Genomic DNA, 22,705 nt, shown 5'->3' on the forward strand with positions numbered 1-22,705 from the left:
CGTCACGCTCCGCCCGCGGGAAGGACCACTGTGAACGTGCTGCCCCGGCCGGTCTCGCTCGTCAGCTCCAGCGTCCCGCCGAGCAGCGTGACCAGCCGCCGCGCGTACGGCAGGCCGAGCCCGGTGCCACCGACCCGCGTCGTGCCGGGCACCTGGTAGAACTCCTCGAAGACCCGCTCGTGCAGTTCGGGCGGGATGCCGACGCCGGTGTCGGTGACCGACAGCGTCCACTGCTCGCCCCGGCGCTCGGCGCGCAGGCGTACCTCGCCGCGCTCGGTGAACTTCAGGCCGTTGTGCAGCAGGTTGCGCAGCACCTGGGCGAGCAGCACCTCGTCCGAGCGGAGCATCGCCGGGGCCGGGGGCTCCTCGACCACAAGCTCCACATCGGAGCGGACGGTGAGCGCCCGCAGCGTGCCGCGCAGCTGCCCGAACACCGCGCGCAGGTCGACCTCGGACCAGTCCGGCTCGATCCGGCCCGACTCCGCCTTCGCCAGGTCGAGCAGCTCGTTGACCAGCCCCAGCAGGTCACCGGCGGAGGACCGGATCAGCCCCACCTGGCGGGCCTGCTCGCCGGTGAGCGGGTCGGAGGCGGAGTCGGCCAGCAGCCGGGCCAGACCGATGATCGCGGTGACCGGCGCGCGCAGCTCGTGGCTGACGTTGGCGAGGAACCGGCTCTTCGACTCGCTCGCGGCCCGCAGCTGTGTGGACTTCTCCTCCAGCTCGGCGTAGAGCGCCACCACGCCCCGGTTGGTCTCCTCCAGCTCCTCGGTGAGCTGGTTGTAGAGCGCCATCACGCCCCGGTTGGTCTCCTGCAGTTCGGAGTTGAGCACCGCCAGCTCGTCGCGCTGACTGCGTACCTCGTCGAGGGCCGCGATGAGCTGGGAGTTCTGCGCGGCCAGCTCGTCCAGCGCGGAGGCCGGAGCACGCTCGGCCAGCTCGGCCCGGAGCCGGCCGGCGCGTTCCGGCGTCAGCTCCTCGGCGTGGTCGGGCACCCGTCTGGACATCCTCACGACGGTATCGCCCTCGACGGCCACGACCTGCAACGTGTCCACCAGACGCGCGACGGCGCCGGACTTCGGCTCGTACCGGCCGCCTGGCAGTGGACGCAACGGCGACAGGTCGACCTGGAGGATCCGGCGGCCCACGGCGTCCCGGTCGAGAGCGAACGTGACGTCCGCGCCGTCGGCGCCGCTCAACAACTCCCGGGCCACCTCGCTGAGCGCGGTGGCGATCCGCACCTGGTCCTGGTGTTCCAGCCCGACCGCCGCGGCCACCTCGCGGCCGCGCTGCCGGACCAGGAAGATGTCCTGCTCGACCCGGAGTGCCAGGTGCAGAAGGGGTTCGGTCATGCCGCCCCCCGCGCGACCAGGACGCAGGCGTCGTCGCGACGGATGGCGGCGTCACGCAGCAGCGTCGCGGCGGCCAGCAACGGGTTGCGCCCGGCCAGCCCGGGGTAGTCGTCCAGGTCCCAGCGATCCACCACCCCGTCACTGTGCATGACCAGGGTGGAGTCACGCGAGAAGGGGTAGTCGTACCCGCGGATCGCCGGACGCTGGTGCCCGGCGATGCCCGGCAGCGAGACGAGCCCGCGCCGCCGCTCGCCCGGCGCGACGATCATCGCGGCGATGTTGCCCAGGCCGGCGAAGCGGAGCAGCCCGGCGGCGGGATCCGGTTCGGCCACCGCGAGCGCCGCGCCCCGGGTGTGCGACATGGCGGCGTGCAGGTGCCGCACCACGACGTCCGGCGGCCCGTCCGGCGCCGAGCGGAACGCGGACACGGCGGCCCCGGTCGCGGCGGCGGCCAGTGGCCCGTGGCCGAGGCCGTCGGAGACCAGCACCTGGCGACGGCCGTCCACCTCGCGCACCGCGTACCCGTCGCCGCTGCTCTGCTCGCCGGTGATCGGCCGGGCCAGCCCGGCCGCCCAGTCCGGCTCCGGCGGCGCTCCGTCCCAGACCTGGACGACCAGGACCGTGCCCCGGCCGGGCGTCGAGTAGCCGTCGAACCGGCTCGACTGCCGGGTGATCGCGCCGAGCCCGATGCCGAGCGTGCCGGCGGTGGAGTGGCCGTCGACCGACGAGAGCGTGAGGTCGGCCATGCCGGGGCCGGAGTCGATGGCCACCAGTTCCACCCCGGCCCGTCCGGCCCGGCGCGCCGGGCGCAGCAGGAGCGTGCCCTCGCGGGCGTGCTTGACCAGGTTGCTGGTGATCTCGGCGGTGACGATGGCCAGGTCCGCGACACGATCGGTGCTCAGTTCGAGCTGCCGGCCGAGACGCTCGGCGGCCCGGCGTACGCCGCCGGCGGTCGCGCCGTTGTCGACCCGGAACCACACCCCGTGGTCGGGGACCACGTCGGCGGTCATCGCGACCACTTGGTGACGGTGATCCTCGTCCCCTCGCCGACAGCCGTCTGGATGTCGAAGTCGTCCACCAGCCGGCGGGCCCCGCTGAGCCCGAGGCCCAGCCCGCCCCCCGTGGTGTAGCCGTCGGTCAGCGCCAAGTCGAGGTCGGGGATGCCCGGCCCTTCGTCGGCGAAGAGGATCCGTACGCCACGCCGTCGGCCGTCCTCCACTGTGCTCACCTCGGCGCTGCCCCCGCCGCCGTAGATCAGCGTGTTGCGGGCCAGCTCGCTGGCGGCGGTCACCAGCTTCGTCTGGTCGACCAGGGAGAGCCGGACCGCGACGGCCGTGGTACGCACCAACTGCCGGACCCGCACCACGTCCTCGTCGCTGCGGATCGCCTGCGTCGCCGGCACGCCGAGGTCGACGCCCGTGGTCATGCCGTCGCCGTCGTCTCGGTGTCCTCGTCGTCGGCGCCCTCGTCCCACTCGTCGGCTCGGCTGGCCGCGATCAGCTCCATGCCGCGCTCGACGTTCAGCGCGGTACGGATGCCGTTGAGCGACAGCCCCAGCTCGACGAGCGTGATGGCGACGGCCGGGCGCATGCCGACCACCACCGTCTCGGCGTCCAGCACCTTCGAGATGGACGCGATGGTGGAGAGCATCCGGCCGACGAAGGAGTCGACGATGTCCAGCGCCGTGATGTCGATGATCACGCCGTGGCAGCCGGTGGCGACGATCCGCTCGGCCAGGTCCTCCTGCAACTGGATCGCCGTCTGGTCGGACATGTCGACCTGGATGGAGACCAGCAGGATGTCGCCGATCTTGAGGATCGGCACCCGTTCCATCAGGACTCCCGCCGCGGGCGGCGAGCGGTGGTCTCGACCCCGGTCAGGCGCAGCACGTGGCGCAGCGCGTCGGCGAGGCTCGCCTTGGTGGCGATGTCGCCGAACTCGATGCCGAGGGCGACGATCGTCTGGGCGATCTGCGGGCGGATGCCGGAGATGATGCAGTCGGCGCCCATCAGCCGGGCGGCCACCACGGTCTTGAGGATGTGCTGCGCGACCTGGGTGTCCACCGCCGGCACGCCGGTGATGTCGATGATCGCGTACGGCGAGCCGGTGTCGACCAGGGTCTGGAGCAGCCGCTCCATCACCACCTGGGCGCGGGCCGAGTCCAGCGTCCCGACCAGCGGGACGGCGACCACGCCCTCCCAGAGCTTGACCACCGGGGTGGACAGCTCCAGCAGCTGCTCCGCCTGGTCGGCGATCAGGCTCTCCCGGGCCCGGACGAACGTCTCGAACGTGAACAGGCCCATCTGGTCGACGAGCGCGGAGAAGGCGACGAAGTCGCGCAGGGTGTCGTCACCCTTCTCCTCTTCCATCAGCTCCAGCAGGGCGTCCTTGCACGCGAACACGCTGATCGCGGTCTCGGTGGCGGAGAACCCCTGCCGGGCCCGGTTGGTGGACAGCTCGGACAGCACCGCTCGCAGCTCACCGCCGTGCTCGTCGGCCAGGTCGGAGACGCCCTGGCGCCCGGCGTCGACCAGCGCACGGTGCAGTTCCTGGACCTGCCGGGCCAGCTCGGCCCGGCTCAGGCGACCGCGCAGCGAACTGGCGACGATCTCCGTCCAGCGGTTGGTCAGCCGGTCCGCGTGCTGACTGAGCAGGTGGGCGAGCCGACCACCCTGTTCGGCGCTCAACGCCATCCTGACCTCCCTGATTTGGACGGGCGGACTCTATCACCGGGGGCTGACGCGGTACTTGTCGCGGAGCAAAGAATGATCGACCGCACCCGTGACCGCTCCCGTTCTGCGCGGCGCGCCCGTCGTGGGATACCGTTTCCCCCGAACACAGGAGGTCGACGAATGTCCTTGACGGTGCACACGGAACAGCGCGGCGACGTGGTCGTCGTGTCGGTCGCGGGCGAGCTGGACATGGCCACGGCACCGCAACTGCAGGACCAGATCACGGATCTGCTCGACAAGGGGCGCAACCGCCTCGTCTTCGACCTGGCCGAGGTGTCGTTCTGCGACTCCACCGGCCTGTCGGTGTTCGTCCGGGCGAAGAACAACTGCGACGAGGCCGGCGGCGTCGTCCGGCTGGCCGCTCCGCAGCGCGGCGTGCTGCGCATCCTCGAGGTCAGCGGGCTGGTCGAGGTGCTGCACACGTACCCGACCGTGGAACAGGCCGTCGCGGGCGAGCCCACCCCGACCTCCTCCTGACCGGTTCCGCTCAGCGCTCGTCCTCGATGTAGCGGGGACGGGCGATCACCATGCCCGCCGCCGTCTGCACGGCGAGCGCCACCAGCAGGAAGCCGATCGGGGCGGTCCAGCCGCCGGTCGCCTCGTAGAGGATGCCCACCAGCAGCGGCCCGAGCGCCGCGATGACGTACCCGGTGCTCTGCGCGAACGCGGACAACGCCACGGTGCCCTCGGCGGTCCGGGCGCGCAGCCCGATCGTGGTCAGGATGAGCGGGAATGCGCCCTGGCCGAGCGCCAGCAGCAGCACCCACAGCGGCGCCAGGCCGTGCGGGGCCAGCGCCAGACCGGTGTACGCGGCGGCGGAGAACACGGTGAGCGACAGCACCAGCGGCCGGAGCGTGGCCAGCCGGCCGGCCAGCGCCGGCATCATCAGCGCCACCGGCACGCCCAGCGCGGTCACGCCGGCGAGCAGCAGCCCGGCCGCCTCCGGGCGGTACCCGGCGTCCCGGAAGAGCTGGGCCAGCCAGCCCATGATCGCGTACCCGCTGAGCGACTGCGCCCCGAAGTAGACCGCCATGGCCCAGCCGAGCCGGGTCCGGGCGGGTTGCACCCGCGCCGGGGCGGCGACGGCCACCGCCGGGGGCGCGGCCCGTCGCGCCGCGCGGGCCCGCAGCGCCAGGGGCACCCACGGGAGTACGGCCAGCGCGGCCAGCCCGGCCCAGACGCCGAGTCCGGCCCGCCAGGAGCCGAAGGCGTGCGCGACCGGCACCGCCGCGGCGGCGGCCACCGTCGTGCCCACCGTCAGGGCCATCGTGTACGCCCCGGTGACCAGCCCGGTGCGGTGCGGGAAGTGCTGCTTGACGAGCATCGGCAGCAGGATGTTCGCCACCGCGATGCCGGCCAGCGCGAGCGCGCTGGTGGCCACGAAGACCGCCGCCGAGCCGGTGAGCGCGCGCAGCACCTGCCCGACGGTGAGCGCCAGCATGGCGAGCACCAGCACCCGGGGCGCGGCCCAGCGGCGGACCAGCCACGGGGTGAGCGCGCCCAGTCCGGCGAACGCGATGGTGGGCAGCGTGGTGACCAGGCCGGCCATCGCCCCGGAGAGGCCGAGACCGACCCGTACCTCGTCGAGCAGTGCGCCGAGGCTGGTCACCGCCGCGCGCAGGTTCAGCGCGACGAGCAGCATCCCGGTCAGCACGAGCAGTCCGCCTCGGACCGCGCGGGGCGCCGGGGTGGGGAGGGCCGCGGAGCCGGCGCCGGGGGCGGGCACTGTCGCGGCGGGCGCGGGTGGCGGAGTCATGACCTCGAACCTACAATCATGGGATGAATTTCGGCACGAGGTGTAACCGGTGACACCCGCCGTGGATTCCGTCGTCGTGCCGCCGCGCGGTCACCGGGTCCGCCAGACCATCGAGCAGCTCCGCGAGCGCATCCTCGGCGGCGAGTGGCCGGTGGGCGGGCGCATCCCCACCGAACCGCAACTCGTCGCCGAGCTCGGCGTGGGCCGGAACACGGTCCGCGAGGCGGTCCGGGCGCTCGTGCACGCCGGGGTGCTGGTGTGCCGGCAGGGCTCCGGCACGTACGTGGTGTCGACCGACGAGCTGGCCCCGGTGGTGGCCCGCCGGCTCACCGACGACCGGATGACCGAGGTGATCGAGGTCCGGCGCGCGTTCGAGGTGGAGGCCGCCCGGCTCGCCGCGTTGAGGCGTACCCCCGAGGACCTGGTGGCGCTCGACGGCGCGCTCGCGGCCCGCGAGGCCGCGTGGCGCGGCGGCCGGGTGGACGAGTTCGTCGAGGCGGACGCCGCGCTGCACACGGCAGTGGTGGCGGCCGCGCACAACGCCATGCTGGCCGAGCTGTACGCCTCGGTCGGCGCCGCGCTGCGCAGCACCGTGGCCCAGGCGATGGGCGAGGCGCTGACCCCGGAGCGGTACGTGGATCACGGCCGGCTGGTGGAGGCGATCCGGGCCGGCGACCCGCAGCGGGCGGCGATCGAGGCCGGTGCTTTTCTCGAAGGGCCCGCCGGGGCATAGGTTGTCCCCGACGCAGACTCATCAGGGCACGGGAGTACGGATGCTCAAGGGCTTCAAAGACTTCATCATGCGCGGCAACGTCGTCGACCTGGCGGTCGGTGTCGTCATCGGCGCGGCGTTCACCGGCGTGGTGACCCAGCTCACCAAGTCGTTCCTGGAACCGCTGGTACGCGTGTTCATCGTGTTGATCACCGGCAACGAGGACGGGATCGGCGGCTCGACGCCGTCCTTCCGCGGCGTCGCCTTCGACTGGGTGGCCTTCGTCAACGCGCTGATCACGTTCGTGCTCACCGCGGCGGCGCTGTACTTCCTGGTCGTCTACCCGATGAACAAGCTCGCCGAGCGCCGCAAGCGCGGCGAGGAGCCGCCGCCGTCGGCCCCGAGCGAGGAGGTCAAGCTGCTCACCGAGATCCGTGACGCGCTGCTCGCCGGCAACCACGGCACCCCGGGCCAGCGCAGCGCCCTGGACGACGTGCTCGGCCGCCGGCAGGAGCCGCCCGCGCCGCGCTGACGCCATAGCCGATCGGCCCCCGCGACAATCTCGCGGGGGCCGACGTGCATCGAACACATGTTCGATAGAGTCCGGGCATGGAGCAGCGTAGGCACTGGTGGAACGGGAAATGGGGACGCCTCGCCCGGCGTGACGTCTTCCTCCGGGTGGACGGCGACCGCTGGCACGTGGAGCAGCGGGCCGGCGGCGCCGAGGGGGTTTCCCGGTTCTACGAGCACGCCAGCGTCGAGGAGGCGGAGGAGACGGTCCGGGCGCTGCTGGACGGCACCGACACGTGGCGCGAACTGTCCCCCCGCCCGCCGGGCGGCTGGGCCCCGTCCGTTTAGCGCCCGCGTGACCCGGGAACCGCTGCCGTATGAGCCAGCAGCAGGACACCGTCTCCCGGGTCACCACCGGCATGCGGGTGGTCGACTCCGCAGGCGTCGAGGTGGGCACAGTCGATCTCGTCCAGCGCGGCGACCCGGCCGCGGTGACCGTGCAGGCACCCGCGCCGGTCGACCCGGGCAGCAGCCTGGACGAACTGATCGAGTCGGCGGCGGTCGAGGAGCCGGACGTGCCGGCCGACCTGGCCGCGCGACTGCTGCGCGACGGCTACCTCAAGGTCTCCACCGAGCTGGTCCGCACCGGCGCGGTCTACGTGCTGGCCGACCGGATCGCCGCGGTGCACGACGGCGCGGTACGCCTGACCGTCCCGGCCACGGAGCTGCCCGCCGAGGAGTGACGCCCGCCGAGGTGATGGATTTGTCACCCGCAGTAATAGGTGATCAATGCAAGTTGCCCGGAAAAGCCGCCCGTCAATCCCCTTGCGCAGAGTCTCAATGCCATGACTTTGCGCTTTAATCGCTGATGAACGACTTGATCGTTGATCTTCAAAAACATTGCGCGCGTTCTGGTATCTACATCGGCCTCTCGCCACGGATAGTAATTGGCGAACCAAGGGGGCCGAGGGGGAACAATGAACGAAGCGCTGGCGGAACCGCTCACCGGATATCAGGTGGTGGCCGTGGCCACTGCCGTCGCCGGAGTGGTGGCGGGCCTGGTGCGGGCCTACGTGGCATACCGCGCCCGCATGAACGAGGAACGCGAGGCGACAACACGCACCACAGCGCGGGTCACGTGGCTGATCCGGCTGGCCGAGGCGGACCATGACGTCGTACGGATCGTGGAGCGCGATCGCGACGGGCATCGGGAGGTCGAACTGGGCGGGCGCGGCGCGTCGAAGCCCGGCCCCGTCGAGGAGGCGGCGTGACAGACATCAAGGGCACCGCCGCTCTCACACCGGATCCCGACGACAACGACGCTCTGCGCGAGGCGGAGGCGGCCCGCCTGAAGGCCGTTCACGACCGGGAGTTCGCCGAATTCACCGAAGGCTCGTACCACACCGTGGAACGGATTCTCCGGGCGAGATGCCGGGACCGTCAGGCGGTGGAGGACGCGCTTCACGAAGCCTTTCTGCACGGTCGGGTCGAGTGGTCCAAGCTCCGCGACCACGTCCGGCCGATCGGGTGGATCGTCCGTACGGCGCGGTTCAAGATGCTGAAGGATCACGACCGACGACTGCGGGAGGCCGCGGTGGCGCCGGAGGACCTGCCGCCGTCGTCCCACTCGGACATCGCTGACGCGTGGGAGGCGCAGGAGACGCTGCGCGGCTGGTTGCACCAGTTGCCGGTACGGCACGCCGAGGTGTTCCAGATGTCGAAGGAGGGCTTCTCCAACCAGGAGATCGCCCGCATCCTCGGCCTGACCGAGAACAGCGTCCGCTCCTACAAGGCCGCCGCCAAGAAGGAGCTGTGCGAACTGGCCGAGAAGGCCGGCTTCACCCGCTCGGAGAGCGAGCGGCGGCAGGGGGCCGGCCGTGGATCTCGATGACATCCTGGCGCTCGCCGAGACCACACCCAGCCCGTTGGAGCTCGCGCGCGCCCGCCGGGTGGCGCGGACCGTGCAGAGCCAGCACGACCTGTCCCTCGCCGAGGGCTACAAGATCATCGTCGACACCGACCTCGCCGATCCCCTGACCTGGGACGCCGACGAGGCCGTCCGGGTCACCCGCGCCGCCCAGCTGGCGAAGCAGGGCACCGTCACCTGGCTGCCCGGCGACCACGACGCGGAGCGCTTCGAGCGGCTCTCCTGGTCCGACGAGATGGCGATGATCGTCGGGCACGCGCCGGGAACGCTCCGCCTCACCCCGCGGACGCTCGCCGACCTCGTTCATCCCGCCGATGTCGAGCGCGTCCTCGCCGCGGTGCGGACGGCGTGGGAACAGAGCCGCCCCGACGAGATCGGCTTCCGGGTGGTCCAGCCCGGAGGCAGCGTCCGCCACGTGTACTGCCACCTCGAGATCCTCACCGACGCGGGCCGGCCGGTCGGCGTCATCGCCACCGGCGAGGACATCACCGCGCTCGAACTCGCCCGCCAGGAGCAGCGCCGGCTCGCCGTACGCAGCCGGATGCTCGGCCCCGACCCGGCCGTCCGGGACGTGCTCACCGGGCTCCAGACCCGCGGGTACGTGATCGACGAGGTCGACCGGGCGCGGCGCACCACCGGCGGCGCCCTGATCGTCGTGGCGACCGAACCGGCCACCCGGCTGCCCGACGCGCTGACCGACGAGGACCGCGACCAGGTGACGGCGGAGATCGCCCGGACCCTGCGCGCAGTCGCCGGGGACGGCGTCACCAGCGGGCTGGTGGGTTCCGGCTCGTGGGGGCTACTGCTCGCCCCCCGGGACGACGCGGGGAAGGCCGAGGCCCTGGCCGCCCGGATCGTGGACAAGTTCCGGAACCATCTGTTCAGCGTCCGGCAGAAGCCCCTGCGGCTCAACACCTCGGCCGGCGTGGTCCATTTCGACAACGACATCCCGGACACCGGCTTCGACCTTCTCGTGGACGGCGAGCACGCGGCCCGCGACGCGCACCGCAACGCCACCGCCGTCAAGGTCCTGGAGCGGCCGGTCGCCGAGCGGGAACGGACGGACCGGTGCCGCCGCCGGATTCACCGCGCCGTCTCGGCCAACCGGTTCGCCCTGTACGCCCAGCCCATCATCGATCTCGGGCTCAATCAGGTGGCCCGTCACGAGATTCTGCTGCGCGTTCGCAGCGACACCGGTGAACCGGTCGCGCCGTGGGCCTTTCTCGACATGGCCGAGCGGGTCGGCGAAATCCTGGCGGTGGACAAGTGGGTCATCGACCACGCTCTGGAACTGATCGGCCGCGGGGCACAGACCTCCCATTACCAGGTGAACATTTCCGGGAAGTCGCTCGCCGACCCGGGACTGCTCGCTTTCGTGACCGGGGCGATCCACCGGCACCACGTCAAGCCGGAATGCCTGACGTTCGAAATCACCGAGACCGCGCTCATCGAGAACCGCAACGAGGCGCTGGCCTTCGCCACCGGAATCAGAGAGGTCGGCTGCCACCTGGCGCTCGACGACTTCGGCACCGGATACGGCGCCCTCGCCCAGCTCAAATACCTGCCGGTGGACCTGGTGAAGATCGACGGCGCGTTCATCGTCGACCTGTGCCGGTCGCCGGCCGACCAGGCTGTGGTGTCGGCGCTCGTCGAGCTGTGCCACACGCTCGGCATCCGGGTCGCCGCGGAGTACGTCCAGGACCAGGAGACCCTCGATCTCCTGCGCGCCGCGGAGGTCGACTTCGCGCAGGGATATCAGATCGGGCGGCCGGAACCGATAACTGTGAGCCAGGAGGAGGTGCAGAGCGTCGAACTCGAACTGCGGCTCCTGCCTCAGCAGACCGCCATGGGATGACCGGTCGTCACCCGGCCCGGCTGGGAACCGGCGGGGCGGGTTCCGCCTCGGGCGACCCGGCCGGCGGGGACGCGGCCGCGCGGCGGCGGAACAGCAGCAGCATCAGCCAGCCCGCGACCAGTCCCCAGAACGCGCCGCCCACCCCGAACAGGCTCACCCCGGAGGCGGTGACCACGAACGTCACCACCGCCGCCTCCCGCGCGTCCGGCTGGGCCACCGCCGCCGCGACCGCCCCGGCCAGCGCGCCGAGCAGGGCGAGCCCGGCGACGGCCTCGACCAGCACCGGCGGGGAGAGCAACACCAGTGTGGTGGCCACGCCCGCGCCGAGCCCGAGCAGCGCCAGCCCGATCCCGGCGGTGACCGAGGCGATCCAGCGCCGTTCCGGGTCCGGGTGGGCGTCCGGCCCGGCCGCCAGCGCGGCGGTGATCGCGGCCAGGTTCACCGCGTGCCCGCCGGCCGGCGCGCCGAGGGCGGTGGCGAGCCCGGTCACCCGCAGCGCCGAGCCCAGCGGGGCCCGATAGCCGTAGCCGGCGAGCACGGCGGTGCCGGGCACGTTCTGGGCGGCCATGGTGACCAGGAACAGCGGCAGCGCGAGCCCGACGACGGCGGGCAGCGTCCAGGCCGGCGCGGTGAGCGCGACGACCGGCGCGGCGTCCATCCGGGCCGGGCCGGAGGTGGTGAGCGCGATCGCCACCACCGCCACGGCGAGCGCGCCGGGTACCGCCCAGCGGCGGGCGAACCGGTGCAGCAGGAGCCAGACCAGCACCACCGGCCCGGCCAGCCAGGGCACCTCCACGAGGGCGCGTACGGGCGCCGTACACAGCGGCAGCAGCACCCCGGCGAGCATGGCGGAGGCGATCGGGGCGGGGATCGCGGCGACCGCGCGGCCGAGCGCGGGGATCAGCCCGGCGGCGACGATCAGCAGGCCGGCGAGCAGGAACGCGCCGACCGCGGCGGGCCAGCCGCCGGTGACCGGCCCGGTGGCGACGAGCAGCGCCGCGCCCGGCGTGGACCAGGCGATCGACAGTGGCAGCCGGTGCCGCAGGCCGAGCCAGACCGCGCAGGCGCCACTGGCGACGCAGAGCGCGAGCAGGCCGGAGGCGGCCTGGTCCCGGTCGGCGCCGACGGCGCGCAGCCCGGCCAGGACGACTGTGAACGAGCTGGCGAAGCCGACCAGGGCGGTCACCACGCCGGCCAGGACGGGTTGGAGCCGACCCCCCATGCTCTCCTCCTCCGCCGTTCCGTTTACGGAACGGCACGGTGTAGCACGATAGCCCTCATGACAGCCGCCGCACCACCCGATGACCGGGGCGCCCGGGAGGTCGGCCGGCGCATCCGCTCGCTCCGCACCGAACGGGGCATCTCCCTGTCCGAGCTGGCCCGCCTCGCGGGCGTCGGCAAGGCCACGCTCTCCGGCCTGGAGAACGGCGTACGCAACCCCCGGCTGGAAACCCTGTACGCGATCACCGCGCAGCTCGGCGTGCCGCTGACCGCCGTACTCTCCGCGCCCGAGCAGGCACCGACGGTACGCGGGGCCGCGGTCGGCGCCACGCTGCTGGAGGTCTTCGGCGACCGGGAGGCGACCTTCGAGCTGTACCGGATGTGGGTCACCCCGGGTCCGGCGCAGCTCTCCCCCGCCCACTCCAGCGGCGTGACCGAGCACGTCACAGTCTTCTCCGGCGTACTGCGCGCCGGCCCGGTCGACGCCCCGCTCACCGCCGGTCCCGGCGGCTACCTGCGGTGGATCTCCGACGTGCCGCACACGTACGCGGCGGTGGGTGAGGAGGAGGTCCACGCGAGCCTGCTGCTGCGTTATCCTCGACCGTCCACACCGGACAGTTGACGCATACCCAGGATGCAAGCGGATGACATTTCTTTCAGCAGACCCGCCACCGCGTAGAGACGCGGAGCCGTTCTTCTTGGCAAGCTTGTCCTCATGACGCTCATCCTCCGCTCGGCCATCCTCAACGACGTCGGCCTCGTCCGGACCAACAACGAGGACTCCGCCCTCGCCGGTGACCGCCTCGTGGCGGTGGCCGACGGCATGGGCGGGCTCCCCGCCGGCGAGGTGGCCAGCGAGATCGTCATCCGGATTTTGGACGAGCTGACCCCGCCCACCGGCGCCGACGAGGCAGCCGACGCGCTGCGCGCCGTGGTCAGCACCGCCAACCAGCGCATCCGCGCGGCCATCACCGTCGACCCGGCCCGCGACGGCATGGGTACGACGCTGACCGCCGCCCTGCTCGCCGGGGACACCCTGGTGCTCGCCCAGGTCGGCGACTCCCGCTGCTACCTGCTGCGCGACCACGAGCTGACCCAGCTCACCCGCGACGACACGTTCGTGCAGGCGCTCGTCGACCAGGGCGCGCTCTCCCGCGACCAGGCCCGGCACCACCCGCAGCGCTCGCTGGTCACCCGCGCGGTGCAGGGCTCCGACGCGCCACCCGCCGTCGGGGCGCTCACCGTGTTCCCCGGCGACCGGCTGCTGCTGTGCAGCGACGGCCTCTCCGACTACGTGGAGGACGCCGCCATCGCGGCGGCGCTCGCCACCTACGGCGACCGCCAGCAGTGCGGCGAGCAACTGGTGAAGCTGGCCCACCAGGCCGGCGCGCCGGACAACGTGACTGTGGTCATCTCGGACGTCACCGAGGCGTGAGTCGGCGTCCTTTCCGGTTGCGGAGCGCGCCCGCTGCGGTTGGGATGAACGGATGCACATCCGCCGGCTGGCCGCCGATGAACGACTGACCACCAGCTTCCCGCTCCAGGCGTACGCGTTCGAGGCCTCGCCGATGGGCGCCTCCCGGACCGACCAGTTCCGCGCCTACCTGCCGTACAACGCCGGGAACACGACACTGGTGGCCGAGGAGGACGGCGTCACCGCGGCGGCGGTCTCGGCGATCCCGATGCGGCAGAACCTGCGCGGCGCGGTGCTGCCGATGGCCGGTGTCGCGGGCGTGGCCACCCACCCGCTGGCCCGCCGGCGCGGACACGTCCGCACGCTCATGCACCAGCTCCTCGACGGCATGCGGGACGAGGGGCAGCAGCTCAGCGCGCTGCACCCGTTCCGCGCCTCGTTCTACGAGCGCTTCGGCTACATCGGGCTGCCCCGGCGGCGTACCGCTGTCTTCTCCCCCGCGGACCTGGCGCCGCTGCTGCGCGCCGAACTGCCGGACGAGCTGGTCTGGGAGCGGATCGGCACCGGCTATGCGCGGTGGCGCGCGTACACCGAACGGTGCCTGCGGGAACGGCACGGCTTCGCGGTCTTCCCGGACTTCCGGGCGGTCGGGCTGCGCGACCGCGACGACCGCTGGCTGGTCAGCGTGGTGCGCGGCGGCGAGACGGTCGGCGCTGTCACCTACCGGATCGACGACCACGCCGGCACGCTGCACGCCGACGACCTGCTCGTCGACGACCCGTACGCCCGGGCGTCGGTGCTCCAGTTCTTCGCCCGGCACGTCGACCAGGTGGCCCGGATCAGCGTCCAGATTCCCCCGGACGAACTGCCCGAGCTGTGGCTCACCGACCTCGACGTGCAGGTGGAGGCGAGGGTGGCCCGGCCCGACCCGACCGCGCCGATGGCCCGGCTGCTCAGCCTGGACGCGCTCGCCGACCAGCCGGTCGGGGTGGGCCGGGTGCTGATCGAGGTGGTCGGCGACCGCTGGCTCGCCGGCCGGCACCTGCTCGACGGCACCACCGGCAAGCTCGCGGTGCTGCCCGCGCAGACCACCGCCGAGGGCGGCGTGCCGGCCGCGCGGCTCACCGCCGCCGGGCTGTCCGCCCTGGCGTACGGGGTGCTCGACCCGGCCGAGGTGGTCGTACGCGGCCTGGGCGACGTGCCGGTGGACGCGGCCGGTGAGCTACGCCGCCTCTTCCCCCGCGAACTGCCGCACCTGTTCGCCGACTTCTGACCCGGTTGGCGGCACCCGCGCGGGGGTAGGGTCCAGCGCGTGCCGGAATGGCTGGAAGCGGGATTCTGGGGCCTGCTCGCCGGGTCGGCCCTGCTGATCGGGGCGGCCGTCGGGTTCTTCGCGCGCGTACCGCGCCGGACGACCGCCTCGGTGATGGCGTTCGGGGCGGGCGTGCTGCTCTCCGCCGTCTCGTTCGAGCTGATCGACGAGGCGCACGAGCAGGGTGGCCTGCGGCCCGTGGTGATCGGCGCGGCGATCGGCGCGCTCGCGTACACCGGGGCGAACGTCCTGCTGGCCCGGCACGGCGCGCGGCACCGCAAGCGCTCCGGCGACGAACAGCCCTCCGAGCGGGAACAGCCCGGCTCGGGTACGGCGATCGCTGTCGGCGCGCTGCTCGACGGCGTACCCGAATCGGTGGTGATCGGCGCGAGCCTGCTGGCCGGCGGCCCGGTCAGCCTGGTCACCGTCATCGCGGTGTTCCTCAGCAACGTGCCGGAAGGGCTGTCCAGCGCGGCCGGCATGCGGCAGGCCGGGCGCACCCGGCGCTACGTGTTCGGGCTGTGGACGGCCATCGCGTTGATCTCCGGCGCGGCGGCGCTGGCCGGGTACACGCTGCTCGGCGGCGCGCCGCCGGAGGTGCTGGCGACGATCACCGCGCTCGCGGCGGGTGCGATCCTCGCGATGATCACCGACACGATGGTGCCGGAGGCGTTCGCGGACGCGCACCTGCTGGTCGGGCTGATCACAGTGCTCGGCTTCCTGGTCGCGTTCGCGCTGTCGCACGCCTGACCGTCGCGCGCTTTGCCGGGGCCGCTGCCTGCGGGCACGCGGCCGCTCGCTGCGGCTGCGGTGCCAGCTGCGGCTGCGGCTGCGGTGGTGGTGGCTGGGGCTGCGGCTGGGGTGCCAGTTGCGGTGGTGGCTGCGGTTGCGGCTTAGCGGCGGGTTAAGGATCGGCTGTGGAGTCGTGCCGGGGCGGCCGGGCCTCCTAGCATCGGGCGGTGCGCGTGAAGTCGGCTGTCACTCTGCTCGTCCTCGCCCTGGCGACGGCGACGCTGCCCGCCTGCGGCGACGATCCGGCCCCCGCACCCGCCGCCGACCCCGGTTCGCCGGCCGGTCCGGCAGCCGCCCCGTCGCCCTCGCTCTCCCCGAGCGGGCGTTCCGGACTCGGCAGCGCCCGGCCGAGCCCCACCCCCGCCACAGTGGCGTTCCGCGCCGGCAACCCCGCCGGCCGGGCGAGCGTGCCGGCCGAGGCGCGTCCGGTGGACACCTCGCGCCCGACCCGTACCGTCGGCAGCGGCACCCCGGCGAGCTGCACCTCCGAGGCGGTGGTGAAGGCCGTCGCGGCCGGCGGCGTCATCACCTTCGACTGCGGGCCCGCGCCGGTCACCATCACCATGAAGGCCACCGCCAAGGTGGTGAACTCGCACGGCCCGCGCATCGTGCTGGACGGCGGCGGCACTGTCACGCTCAGCGGCGGCGGCAAGCGCCGCATCCTCTACATGAACACCTGCGACCAGGCGCAGGGCTTCACCACCTCGCACTGCCAGAACCAGGACCACCCGCAGCTCACCGTGCAGAACCTGACGTTCGCCGACGGCGACTCCACCGGCGAGCGGACCGAGGGCGGCGGGGGCGGCGCGATCTTCGTCCGGGGCGGGCGGTTCAAGGTGGTCAACTCGCGGTTCGTCGGCAACCGCTGCGACCGTACCGGCCCCGACCTGGGCGGCGCGGCGCTGCGCGTGCTCAGCCAGTTCGAGAACAAACCGGTGTACGTGGTGAGCAGCACCTTCACCGGCGGTGTGTGCGCCAACGGCGGGGCGCTGAGCAGCATCGGCGTCTCCTGGACGGTGCTGAACAGCGTCTTCCGCGACAACCGGGCGATCGGCACCGGCGCGAACCCGGCCCGGGGCGGCACGCCGGGTGGTGGCAGCGGCGGCGCGACCTACTGCGACGGCAACGAGTTCGCGGTGCGGATCGCCGGCACGGTCATCGAGGACAACAGCGCGAACGAGGGCGGCGGCGCAATCTTCTTCGTCAGCAACAACCGCACCGGCACGCTGCAGATCGACAGTTCAACGCTGCGCCGCAACCCGAGCAGAGGCTTCGAGACAAAGGGCCACCCCGGCATCTTCTTCCTGGGTGCCCAAATCTCCTGACCCCCTCCCTGCCCCGCCCCGCCCCGCCTCGCCTTGCCCCGCCTTGCCCCGCCTCACCTCGCCCCGTCGATCATGAAGTTGGCGGTCCCGATATCGGCGTGTCGACCCGCCAACTTCATGATCACCGGCCAGTCCTCCGCCCTACGGCGCCCGCCCCACCCGCCCCACCCTCGCACCTGCCCTTCAACTCGGTGATCAAGGAGTTTGTGTTCCAGTTGATCTCTGCGCGTGACACAAACTCCTTGATCAACAGGGCGGGGTGGCGGGGTGGGGCGAGGGCGGAGCGGATGGGACAGCGGCGGGCAGCGGCGAAGGGTGGGATCAGTAGGGGTTGGGGTGGCCGGGGAGGTGGCCTCGGGTCAGGGCTGCGGGGCGACCGGGGAGGGTCGGGTCCGGGGACAGCGGCGGGGAATCCGTGCCGGCTCTCGTGGCCATGCCGGTGAACAGGTCCTTCAGGGCGGTCACCGAGTCGATCGCCGGGGCCCAGCCGAGTTCGGTCTCGGCACGGTGGCTGGACATCAGCGGCACGTTCAGCGCCAGGTCGACCCAGCCGGTGTCGACCGGTTGCAGCCGCGCCCGCCAGGTCAGCGCCGCCGCCGCGCGCAGCACCGGCGTCGCCACCGGCACCGTCCAGCCGTGGAAGTGCCGGGCCACCAGCTCCGGCGTCAGCACCGGGTCGGCCGCCACGTTGAAGGCGCCGCCCGCATCCCCCAGAACCGCCCGGGCGTACGCGTCGGCCACGTCGTCGGCGTGCACCGCCTGCATCCGCAGCCGCTTGTTCGACGGCACCAGCGGAATGCGGCCGTACCGGAGAAGGCGCACCGGCGCCAGCGGGCCGAGGAAGTAGCGGCTGATCTCCGTACCGGCCTCCCGCTGGAAGATCAGCCCCGGGCGCAGCCGTACCACCCGGAGCTTCGGGTGCTCCCGCTGCACACCGTCGAGCAGCGCCTCCACCTCCGCCTTGTCCCGGCTGTACGACGACGTCTCCACCCCGGTCGCCGGCCAGTTCTCGCTGACCGGATGGTTCTTCGGGCCGGGCGCGTAGGTGCCGACCGATGAGGCGTACACCAGGGCCGGAACGCCGACCCGGACGGCGGCCTCGATCACCGCGCGGCTGCCGCCGACGTTGGTCCGGTAGAGCGTGCGGCGGTCGTGGCTGGGCTGGATCTGCCAGGCCAGATGCACCACCGCCCGCGCCCCGGCGAAGATCCGCACGAGCTGGTCGGCCGCCCCGGGCGCGCCGATGTCGCAGGAATGCCACTCCACGTCGGCGTACGGCTCACCGGCGTCCGGCCCGGGCAGCCGGCGCGCGACGCCCACCAGTTCCGCTTCCGCCTCCCGCCGCAGCCGGCGCAGCACGGCCGTCCCCACGTTGCCGGTCGCTCCCACGATCACGATGCGCATGTCCGGTGCGGTACCCGCTGAACCGGGCAGCAACCGCTCACGGACGGGGGTTCGTGCGCACCCAGCCCTTCTCCCGATCGCGGCGACCCGACGTGGCGGCCAGGCAGCGCGGACAGACCCAGCCCTCCGGGTCGGCCTCGGTGAGGACGTCAGTGCCGGAGTAGTCGAACGGCACGTGCGGGAAGCGGCGCAGGCGGGTACGGCTCAGCGGCAGCCCGCACAGCGTCTGGTTCTGGCCCGGCAGCCAGGCGTGCACCTCGCCGCCGGGCCGGCGTACGCCGTCGGCGCCCGGGACCTCGCGGGAGGCCGCGACGGCGGCGGTGCTGGTCACTCGCATGGTTGCCTCGGTTCCCCGGGCGGGGAGATTCACGCCTCGCGTCTGACAGGTCGCCTGGTTCGGGTCTGAAGATCGACAGGCGGTGGAAGCCGCGAGCTTAGGGCGGCCGGGTTCCGGTAACCTGAGCGGGCGGGCCGCTAGCTCAATGGCAGAGCTGTGGACTTTTAATCCATAGGTTCAGGGTTCGAGTCCCTGGCGGCCCACTCAACAGCGCATCTGAGCTGCGAGAACATCGGCCGAAGATCATCGGGCACAACCAGGGCACAACTCAGGCATGATCTTGGCTGACGCGGGGTGCGGATGACTTGCCGTCTGCCTGCCGCAGCAGGCTGCCGACCAGTCCGCGCGGGCGGTCCTTCTTCGGCAGCCAGTGCACGTAGGTCTCCAACGTGATCCGCAGGTTGGCGTGCCTCAGCGCCTTCTGTACCTCCTGGGGCTCGACACCGTTGCTCATGAGCGTGGTGGCGAAGAAGTGGCGCAGGGAGTGGAAGGTGCCTTCCTTCGGCCACCCGGCGGCCTGCCGCCGATCCGCCCACAGCTCCGACCAGTAGGTGTCCGTCAGCAGCTTGCCGCGCGCCGAGGTGAACAGGACCGCCACCGGTCGGATCAAGCGCTCTCCGGTGGTGATGTCGGGCAGCTCGAACTCGACAGGACCGACCTCGTTGAGATGGGCGGTCAGTTCCTCCGCGACCACCGCGTCCAGGTCGACGGTCCCGGTGGACCCGCTCTTAGGTGGCGAGAGGTAGAAGCCGCCGAAGTGCTCCGGCGAGTGCCGTAGTTGCTGCATCACGTGCAGCTCGCCGTGCTCGAAGTCAGCACAGCGTGAACCGGCTTCCATTCCCAGGACCTCACCGAGGCGAAGCCCTTCCCCTGCTCCCAGCCAGATAGCCGCCCGGAATCGCCGGGGTACCACCTCAACGAGTTTGAGCACCTGGTCCCCGGTGGGAACCCATTTCGGTGCCCGCGACAGACCGCGCAGGATCTGGGCGAGCTTCACGCCGTTGCAAGGGTTGTCCGGGAATCGCCTTGTCGACGACGGCCGCGTTCATGATGGTCTTGAACAGCCCGAAGTACAGACTCACCGAGGACTTCGGCGTTTGCTTGTCGAGCAGCCGCCCGAGCCAGGCAGCACGTCCGTCAGGGTGATCGACCGATTCTCTTCTCGCCGAACGCGGACAGGAGGTGCTTGCGCAGGTTCTGCGGTATCCGCCGCCGGGTCTCCGTCGACCACCCGGATTCGCGGGCCTCTCTCCACCGCTGCGCGTATTCACCGAAGGTCAGCTCGGCTTCCGCCCGCTTGACCAACACCTCTGGTGCTACACCGGAGCGGCACGCCAGATCGAAGGTTTCCGCTTCGCGCTTGAGATCGAACAACCGTTTCCGATCGTTGCTATCGGCATCGGCGTAGCGGACCCGCCAGCGCTTGCCCCGGCCATACCGCTTGGACGGAATCGGCTTCTTCGTGTCGGGGTCGCGCTTCTTGAGGTACCACAGGTCATCGATCGGCATGTCAGGCCGCCTGTTCTTCCAGCCACGCCCGAACACTGGAGGAGAGCGAGTCGTATCTCTGGCCAGACGCCTTGCCGACGCAGCGAGCGGTGCAGGTCAGCCAGTCCGAAGTCGTCCACATTTACCCGCGCCGCGGCGCTGTGCCGACCGACCTCTGGCAGCAGCTCCTGGAGAAGGCCACTCAACAGGTCGGCGTCCTGGTCTACGGCGGGCTGTTCCTGCCCGAGTTCAACCACCGGTGGGTGCCGACTCTGCGAGAGAAGGCGCTGGCCGGGTCTCAGGTGGAGTTGCTATTCGGAGATCCGGAGGGCAAGCACATCGCCGAACGGGGAGACGACGAAGGCATCGGCGTAGCCATGTCGACCAAGATTCTGAACGCGCTGGCCTTCTACAAGGACCTTCGAGACCTGGGCACGGTCGGGATCTACTACCACGACACGATCCTGTACAACTCCATCTATCGCTTCGATGACGAGATGCTGGTCAACACCCACCTCTACGGCACGCCAGCCGCCTACGCCCGGTCCTGCACCCTGCGCCGGCTCGGGGGCACGGACCTGTTCGACAGCTATGTCGCCAGCTTCAACCGTGTACTCGGCAAGAAGCGGGCCGTCTGGCCCGGACACTGAGCTGGCAGCGGTAAGAGGCTAGGCCATGGCCCGGATCGAGCACTTCAACAACCCGAACGCCCCGAAGCCGAACAGCATCGTCGTCGCGGTGACGGTCTTCGTGCAGGACGAGCAGGGCCGGGTGCTGCTCATCCAGCGGACCGACAACGGCCTGTGGGCGCTACCAGGTGGCGCCCAGGACTTCGGCGAGTACATCGCCGAGACGGCCGTACGGGAGACGCGCGAGGAGACCGGCGTAGAGATCGAGGTGATCAGCGTGGTCGGGATCTACACCAACCCGAATCATGTGGTCGAGTACAGCGACGGCGGGGCGCGGCAGGAGTTCTCGATCTGCTTCCGAGGCCGGTATATCGGCGGGGCGCCTACGACTAGCGACGAGTCCTCGGCAGTGCGCTGGGTGGCGCAAGAAGAACTCGAGGATTTATCTATTCACCCATCAATGCGGCTACGTATCGACCACGGATTTGAGCAGCGGGGCGAGCCCTATATTGGTTGATCAGCCAAGCGTTTCTGCATACGCCGTACCGCAACCAGCAATGGCGCCTCGGCCTTCTGCCAGAAACGTGTCACCAGGTCATCAGGCCCGTACCGCTCGCGAATCCAGCGAGCCGTTCCTCGACCGTCAGATCTTGGCCGTCCGTCCCAGTCGTCATATCTGCGAACCATAGCGCGTCTGATGTTGCAGACTCCTCAAAGGAGAACTCGCCTGCCAGAACGTCACCGAGACCGCGTTCATCCGCCTCATAGGAGGTGCAAGAGTGATAAGCGATCAGGGCAGCCAACCGCGGGCTGAAGCCCTCCCGCCGCGCCCATCGCGCCCCATCGAGCGCATGAAAACCGGTGTCAGCAACATCGGGCGCATAGCCGATATCGTGCAGCCAAGCGGACGCGACTAGCAGGTCCGCGTCTTCGCCGACCAACCTTCCTAGTGTCTTGGCCTTGGCTGCCACTGCCTGGACGTGTCGCCAGCGGCGCGGCGAGGTAGAAGCCAGGTGGCGAGCGGAAGTTTCCGCCGCCCAGCCGCTAAGAGAAGTCACGCAGGGAATGGTACACACGCTGGCTTAGCCTGCGCCACGTTCCGGTACCCGTCAGTCCACCTGATCGTCTGGGTCTGGAATTTCAAGCAGAGCCTCGGTAGCGAAGTCCCGAGGAGCGTCGGGCTCGGTGGCCAGCAATCGTTGAACGAAGTTCGATTCCCGCTTGAAATCCTCTTCCGCGGTGCGAGGCTTCCAAGCGAAGGGGTTCCCTCCGAGCGACCATACGACAAAATCATCGTAAAGCTGATCGTCCGTCAACAACAGTCGCGGTCGCTCAGGCAGGGACTTTGCTAGATTGGTCAGCGACTGGCATTCGCGTGCTGGTTCGGTAACCGCCACCACATCATACGGGGCCTGAATCGCGTCTGCGAGAGTGTCAAGCAATTCCACAGTTCGGCCGGACGTGCCTCCAACTCTACGCTTTACTTCTACAGGTACAAGACTCCCATCCGAAAAGAGAAGCAGGACATCAGCCTCCCCAACGTCGAGATTCGTTTTGGGATCTATGAAGCGGACGCCTGGGTGAGCGCCAACTAGTCCGTGTCCGTCCAACAGTTCGGTCAGCCACCGTAGAGCGAAAATGTGGCCAAGACTATCCGTTTCTAGGACCCGTCGCAGCGGCTCACCGATCCGATAGGTGAATAGCAAATCGCGGGCGCCATACGGCTGGGCAATGGCCCTTCCACATCCCGGGCAGCCGACCGGGGGCGGTAGTGAGGCTATCGGCAGCCATGAGGAGCTGGAGCAGTAGGGGCATGTAATGTTAGTTCCACGCACTAGCAGGTGTCTGCGCTCTGCCCAGGCAACCCAGCGCTTTGCGGCAGCCTCATTTCCTAGGGCTTGCCGGAACTTCTGAAAGGGAAGGGCTCGACCCTCCCCGGCGG

The 22,705-nt window shown here is 71.1% G+C and carries 28 protein-coding genes and 1 tRNA gene; 16 read left to right on the forward strand and 13 right to left on the reverse strand.

Going from position 1 to position 22,705, the window contains the following annotated elements:
• Nucleotides 1–2: 2 nt before the first annotated feature.
• From MCBG_RS18565 to MCBG_RS18585, 5 genes are read right to left on the reverse strand one after another with little or no spacing between them, the layout of a single operon-like run.
• Nucleotides 3–1,349: a sensor histidine kinase gene (locus MCBG_RS18565; RefSeq protein ID WP_043327428.1), complete on the reverse strand. Its 1,347-nt coding sequence runs from the start codon at nt 1,347–1,349 to the stop codon at nt 3–5.
• Nucleotides 1,346–2,359 carry a SpoIIE family protein phosphatase gene (locus MCBG_RS18570; RefSeq protein ID WP_043330732.1) on the reverse strand — a complete coding sequence of 338 codons (1,014 nt, stop codon included), beginning with the start codon at nt 2,357–2,359 and terminating at the stop codon, nt 1,346–1,348. The genes MCBG_RS18565 and MCBG_RS18570 overlap by 4 nt, the downstream gene beginning before the upstream one ends.
• Nucleotides 2,356–2,775 carry an ATP-binding protein gene (locus MCBG_RS18575; RefSeq protein ID WP_043327430.1) on the reverse strand — a complete coding sequence of 140 codons (420 nt, stop codon included), beginning with the start codon at nt 2,773–2,775 and terminating at the stop codon, nt 2,356–2,358. The genes MCBG_RS18570 and MCBG_RS18575 overlap by 4 nt, the downstream gene beginning before the upstream one ends.
• Nucleotides 2,772–3,182: an STAS domain-containing protein gene (locus MCBG_RS18580; protein WP_043327433.1), complete on the reverse strand. Its 411-nt coding sequence runs from the start codon at nt 3,180–3,182 to the stop codon at nt 2,772–2,774. Before MCBG_RS18580 ends, MCBG_RS18575 begins: the two co-directional genes overlap by 4 nt.
• On the reverse strand, nt 3,182–4,042 hold the full coding sequence (locus MCBG_RS18585) for an STAS domain-containing protein (protein WP_043327435.1): 861 nt from the start codon (nt 4,040–4,042) through the stop codon (nt 3,182–3,184). Before MCBG_RS18585 ends, MCBG_RS18580 begins: the two co-directional genes overlap by 1 nt.
• A gap of 159 nt (nt 4,043–4,201) precedes the next feature.
• Between MCBG_RS18585 and MCBG_RS18590 the strand changes: the two genes are divergently transcribed.
• On the forward strand, nt 4,202–4,558 hold the full coding sequence (locus MCBG_RS18590; RefSeq protein WP_030500698.1) for an STAS domain-containing protein: 357 nt from the start codon (nt 4,202–4,204) through the stop codon (nt 4,556–4,558).
• A gap of 10 nt (nt 4,559–4,568) precedes the next feature.
• Here the strand turns inward: MCBG_RS18590 and MCBG_RS18595 are convergent, their stop codons facing one another.
• Entirely contained in the window at nt 4,569–5,837 is a 1,269-nt protein-coding gene (locus tag MCBG_RS18595) for an MFS transporter (protein ID WP_043327437.1), read from the reverse strand.
• A 49-nt stretch (nt 5,838–5,886) separates the two neighbouring features.
• Here MCBG_RS18595 and MCBG_RS18600 point away from each other — a divergent pair, with 49 nt between their 5' ends.
• From MCBG_RS18600 to MCBG_RS18630, 7 genes are all read left to right on the forward strand, one after another.
• Complete coding sequence (locus MCBG_RS18600) at nt 5,887–6,570, forward strand: FadR/GntR family transcriptional regulator (RefSeq protein WP_043327439.1); 684 nt, start codon at nt 5,887–5,889, stop codon at nt 6,568–6,570.
• A 40-nt stretch (nt 6,571–6,610) separates the two neighbouring features.
• Nucleotides 6,611–7,081 carry a large conductance mechanosensitive channel protein MscL gene (gene mscL, locus MCBG_RS18605; RefSeq protein WP_043327441.1) on the forward strand — a complete coding sequence of 157 codons (471 nt, stop codon included), beginning with the start codon at nt 6,611–6,613 and terminating at the stop codon, nt 7,079–7,081.
• A 77-nt stretch (nt 7,082–7,158) separates the two neighbouring features.
• Complete coding sequence (locus MCBG_RS18610; RefSeq protein ID WP_026268772.1) at nt 7,159–7,407, forward strand: hypothetical protein; 249 nt, start codon at nt 7,159–7,161, stop codon at nt 7,405–7,407.
• A gap of 29 nt (nt 7,408–7,436) precedes the next feature.
• The gene (locus MCBG_RS18615; protein ID WP_043327443.1) at nt 7,437–7,802 is read left to right on the forward strand and encodes a hypothetical protein; all 366 of its coding nucleotides are present in this window, start codon (nt 7,437–7,439) and stop codon (nt 7,800–7,802) included.
• A gap of 234 nt (nt 7,803–8,036) precedes the next feature.
• Nucleotides 8,037–8,330 (forward strand): hypothetical protein, encoded by a 294-nt coding sequence (locus MCBG_RS18620; RefSeq protein ID WP_043327445.1) that lies wholly within the window; start codon nt 8,037–8,039, stop codon nt 8,328–8,330.
• Nucleotides 8,327–8,950, forward strand: coding sequence for an RNA polymerase sigma factor (locus tag MCBG_RS18625; RefSeq protein WP_113972225.1), 624 nt, complete (start codon nt 8,327–8,329; stop codon nt 8,948–8,950). The genes MCBG_RS18620 and MCBG_RS18625 overlap by 4 nt, the downstream gene beginning before the upstream one ends.
• Nucleotides 8,937–10,841 (forward strand): GGDEF domain-containing phosphodiesterase, encoded by a 1,905-nt coding sequence (locus MCBG_RS18630; RefSeq protein WP_043327447.1) that lies wholly within the window; start codon nt 8,937–8,939, stop codon nt 10,839–10,841. The genes MCBG_RS18625 and MCBG_RS18630 overlap by 14 nt, the downstream gene beginning before the upstream one ends.
• Before the next feature lie 7 nt (nt 10,842–10,848).
• Here MCBG_RS18630 and MCBG_RS18635 read toward each other — a convergent pair whose 3' ends face one another.
• Nucleotides 10,849–12,063: a benzoate/H(+) symporter BenE family transporter gene (locus MCBG_RS18635; protein WP_043327449.1), complete on the reverse strand. Its 1,215-nt coding sequence runs from the start codon at nt 12,061–12,063 to the stop codon at nt 10,849–10,851.
• A 57-nt stretch (nt 12,064–12,120) separates the two neighbouring features.
• On the opposite strand from MCBG_RS18635, the gene MCBG_RS18640 reads away from it, so the two are divergent.
• From MCBG_RS18640 to MCBG_RS18660, 5 genes are all read left to right on the forward strand, one after another.
• Nucleotides 12,121–12,684: an XRE family transcriptional regulator gene (locus MCBG_RS18640; RefSeq protein WP_043327451.1), complete on the forward strand. Its 564-nt coding sequence runs from the start codon at nt 12,121–12,123 to the stop codon at nt 12,682–12,684.
• A gap of 93 nt (nt 12,685–12,777) precedes the next feature.
• Nucleotides 12,778–13,497 (forward strand): PP2C family protein-serine/threonine phosphatase, encoded by a 720-nt coding sequence (locus tag MCBG_RS18645; protein WP_013283512.1) that lies wholly within the window; start codon nt 12,778–12,780, stop codon nt 13,495–13,497.
• 52 nt (nt 13,498–13,549) lie between these two features.
• Nucleotides 13,550–14,749 carry a GNAT family N-acetyltransferase gene (eis, locus tag MCBG_RS18650; RefSeq protein WP_043327453.1) on the forward strand — a complete coding sequence of 400 codons (1,200 nt, stop codon included), beginning with the start codon at nt 13,550–13,552 and terminating at the stop codon, nt 14,747–14,749.
• 39 nt (nt 14,750–14,788) lie between these two features.
• Complete coding sequence (locus tag MCBG_RS18655) at nt 14,789–15,538, forward strand: ZIP family metal transporter (RefSeq protein WP_030500687.1); 750 nt, start codon at nt 14,789–14,791, stop codon at nt 15,536–15,538.
• Between the two features lie 215 nt (nt 15,539–15,753).
• Complete coding sequence (locus tag MCBG_RS18660; protein WP_043330735.1) at nt 15,754–16,905, forward strand: hypothetical protein; 1,152 nt, start codon at nt 15,754–15,756, stop codon at nt 16,903–16,905.
• 321 nt (nt 16,906–17,226) lie between these two features.
• Here MCBG_RS18660 and MCBG_RS18665 read toward each other — a convergent pair whose 3' ends face one another.
• Together MCBG_RS18665 and MCBG_RS18670 are read right to left on the reverse strand one after the other, a co-directional pair.
• Nucleotides 17,227–18,309, reverse strand: a complete 1,083-nt coding sequence (locus MCBG_RS18665) for an NAD-dependent epimerase/dehydratase family protein (protein WP_043327455.1) — start codon at nt 18,307–18,309, stop codon at nt 17,227–17,229.
• Nucleotides 18,310–18,346: 37 nt separating this feature from the next.
• Entirely contained in the window at nt 18,347–18,646 is a 300-nt protein-coding gene (locus MCBG_RS18670) for a hypothetical protein (protein WP_043327456.1), read from the reverse strand.
• 131 nt (nt 18,647–18,777) lie between these two features.
• On the opposite strand from MCBG_RS18670, the gene MCBG_RS18675 reads away from it, so the two are divergent.
• A tRNA-Lys gene (locus MCBG_RS18675) sits at nt 18,778–18,849 on the forward strand.
• Between the two features lie 65 nt (nt 18,850–18,914).
• Here MCBG_RS18675 and MCBG_RS18680 read toward each other — a convergent pair.
• Nucleotides 18,915–19,643: a tyrosine-type recombinase/integrase gene (locus tag MCBG_RS18680; RefSeq protein ID WP_084789573.1), complete on the reverse strand. Its 729-nt coding sequence runs from the start codon at nt 19,641–19,643 to the stop codon at nt 18,915–18,917.
• A gap of 140 nt (nt 19,644–19,783) precedes the next feature.
• On the reverse strand, nt 19,784–20,155 hold the full coding sequence (locus MCBG_RS18685) for a hypothetical protein (protein WP_043327458.1): 372 nt from the start codon (nt 20,153–20,155) through the stop codon (nt 19,784–19,786).
• An 89-nt stretch (nt 20,156–20,244) separates the two neighbouring features.
• Here MCBG_RS18685 and MCBG_RS18690 point away from each other — a divergent pair, with 89 nt between their 5' ends.
• Together MCBG_RS18690 and MCBG_RS18695 are read left to right on the forward strand one after the other, a co-directional pair.
• Nucleotides 20,245–20,784 (forward strand): hypothetical protein, encoded by a 540-nt coding sequence (locus MCBG_RS18690; protein ID WP_051611286.1) that lies wholly within the window; start codon nt 20,245–20,247, stop codon nt 20,782–20,784.
• Nucleotides 20,785–20,809: 25 nt separating this feature from the next.
• Nucleotides 20,810–21,280, forward strand: coding sequence for an NUDIX hydrolase (locus MCBG_RS18695; RefSeq protein WP_043327461.1), 471 nt, complete (start codon nt 20,810–20,812; stop codon nt 21,278–21,280).
• Between the two features lie 70 nt (nt 21,281–21,350).
• Here MCBG_RS18695 and MCBG_RS18700 read toward each other — a convergent pair whose 3' ends face one another.
• Both MCBG_RS18700 and MCBG_RS32580 read right to left on the reverse strand, forming a co-directional pair.
• Nucleotides 21,351–21,821, reverse strand: a complete 471-nt coding sequence (locus MCBG_RS18700) for an HD domain-containing protein (protein WP_223201264.1) — start codon at nt 21,819–21,821, stop codon at nt 21,351–21,353.
• Between the two features lie 51 nt (nt 21,822–21,872).
• Nucleotides 21,873–22,211 (reverse strand): hypothetical protein, encoded by a 339-nt coding sequence (locus MCBG_RS32580; RefSeq protein ID WP_140946135.1) that lies wholly within the window; start codon nt 22,209–22,211, stop codon nt 21,873–21,875.
• Between the last annotated feature and the right edge of the window lie 494 nt (nt 22,212–22,705).

It is taken from the genome of Micromonospora sp. M42 (assembly GCF_000568915.1).
GTDB classification, from domain to species: domain Bacteria; phylum Actinomycetota; class Actinomycetes; order Mycobacteriales; family Micromonosporaceae; genus Micromonospora; species Micromonospora chalcea.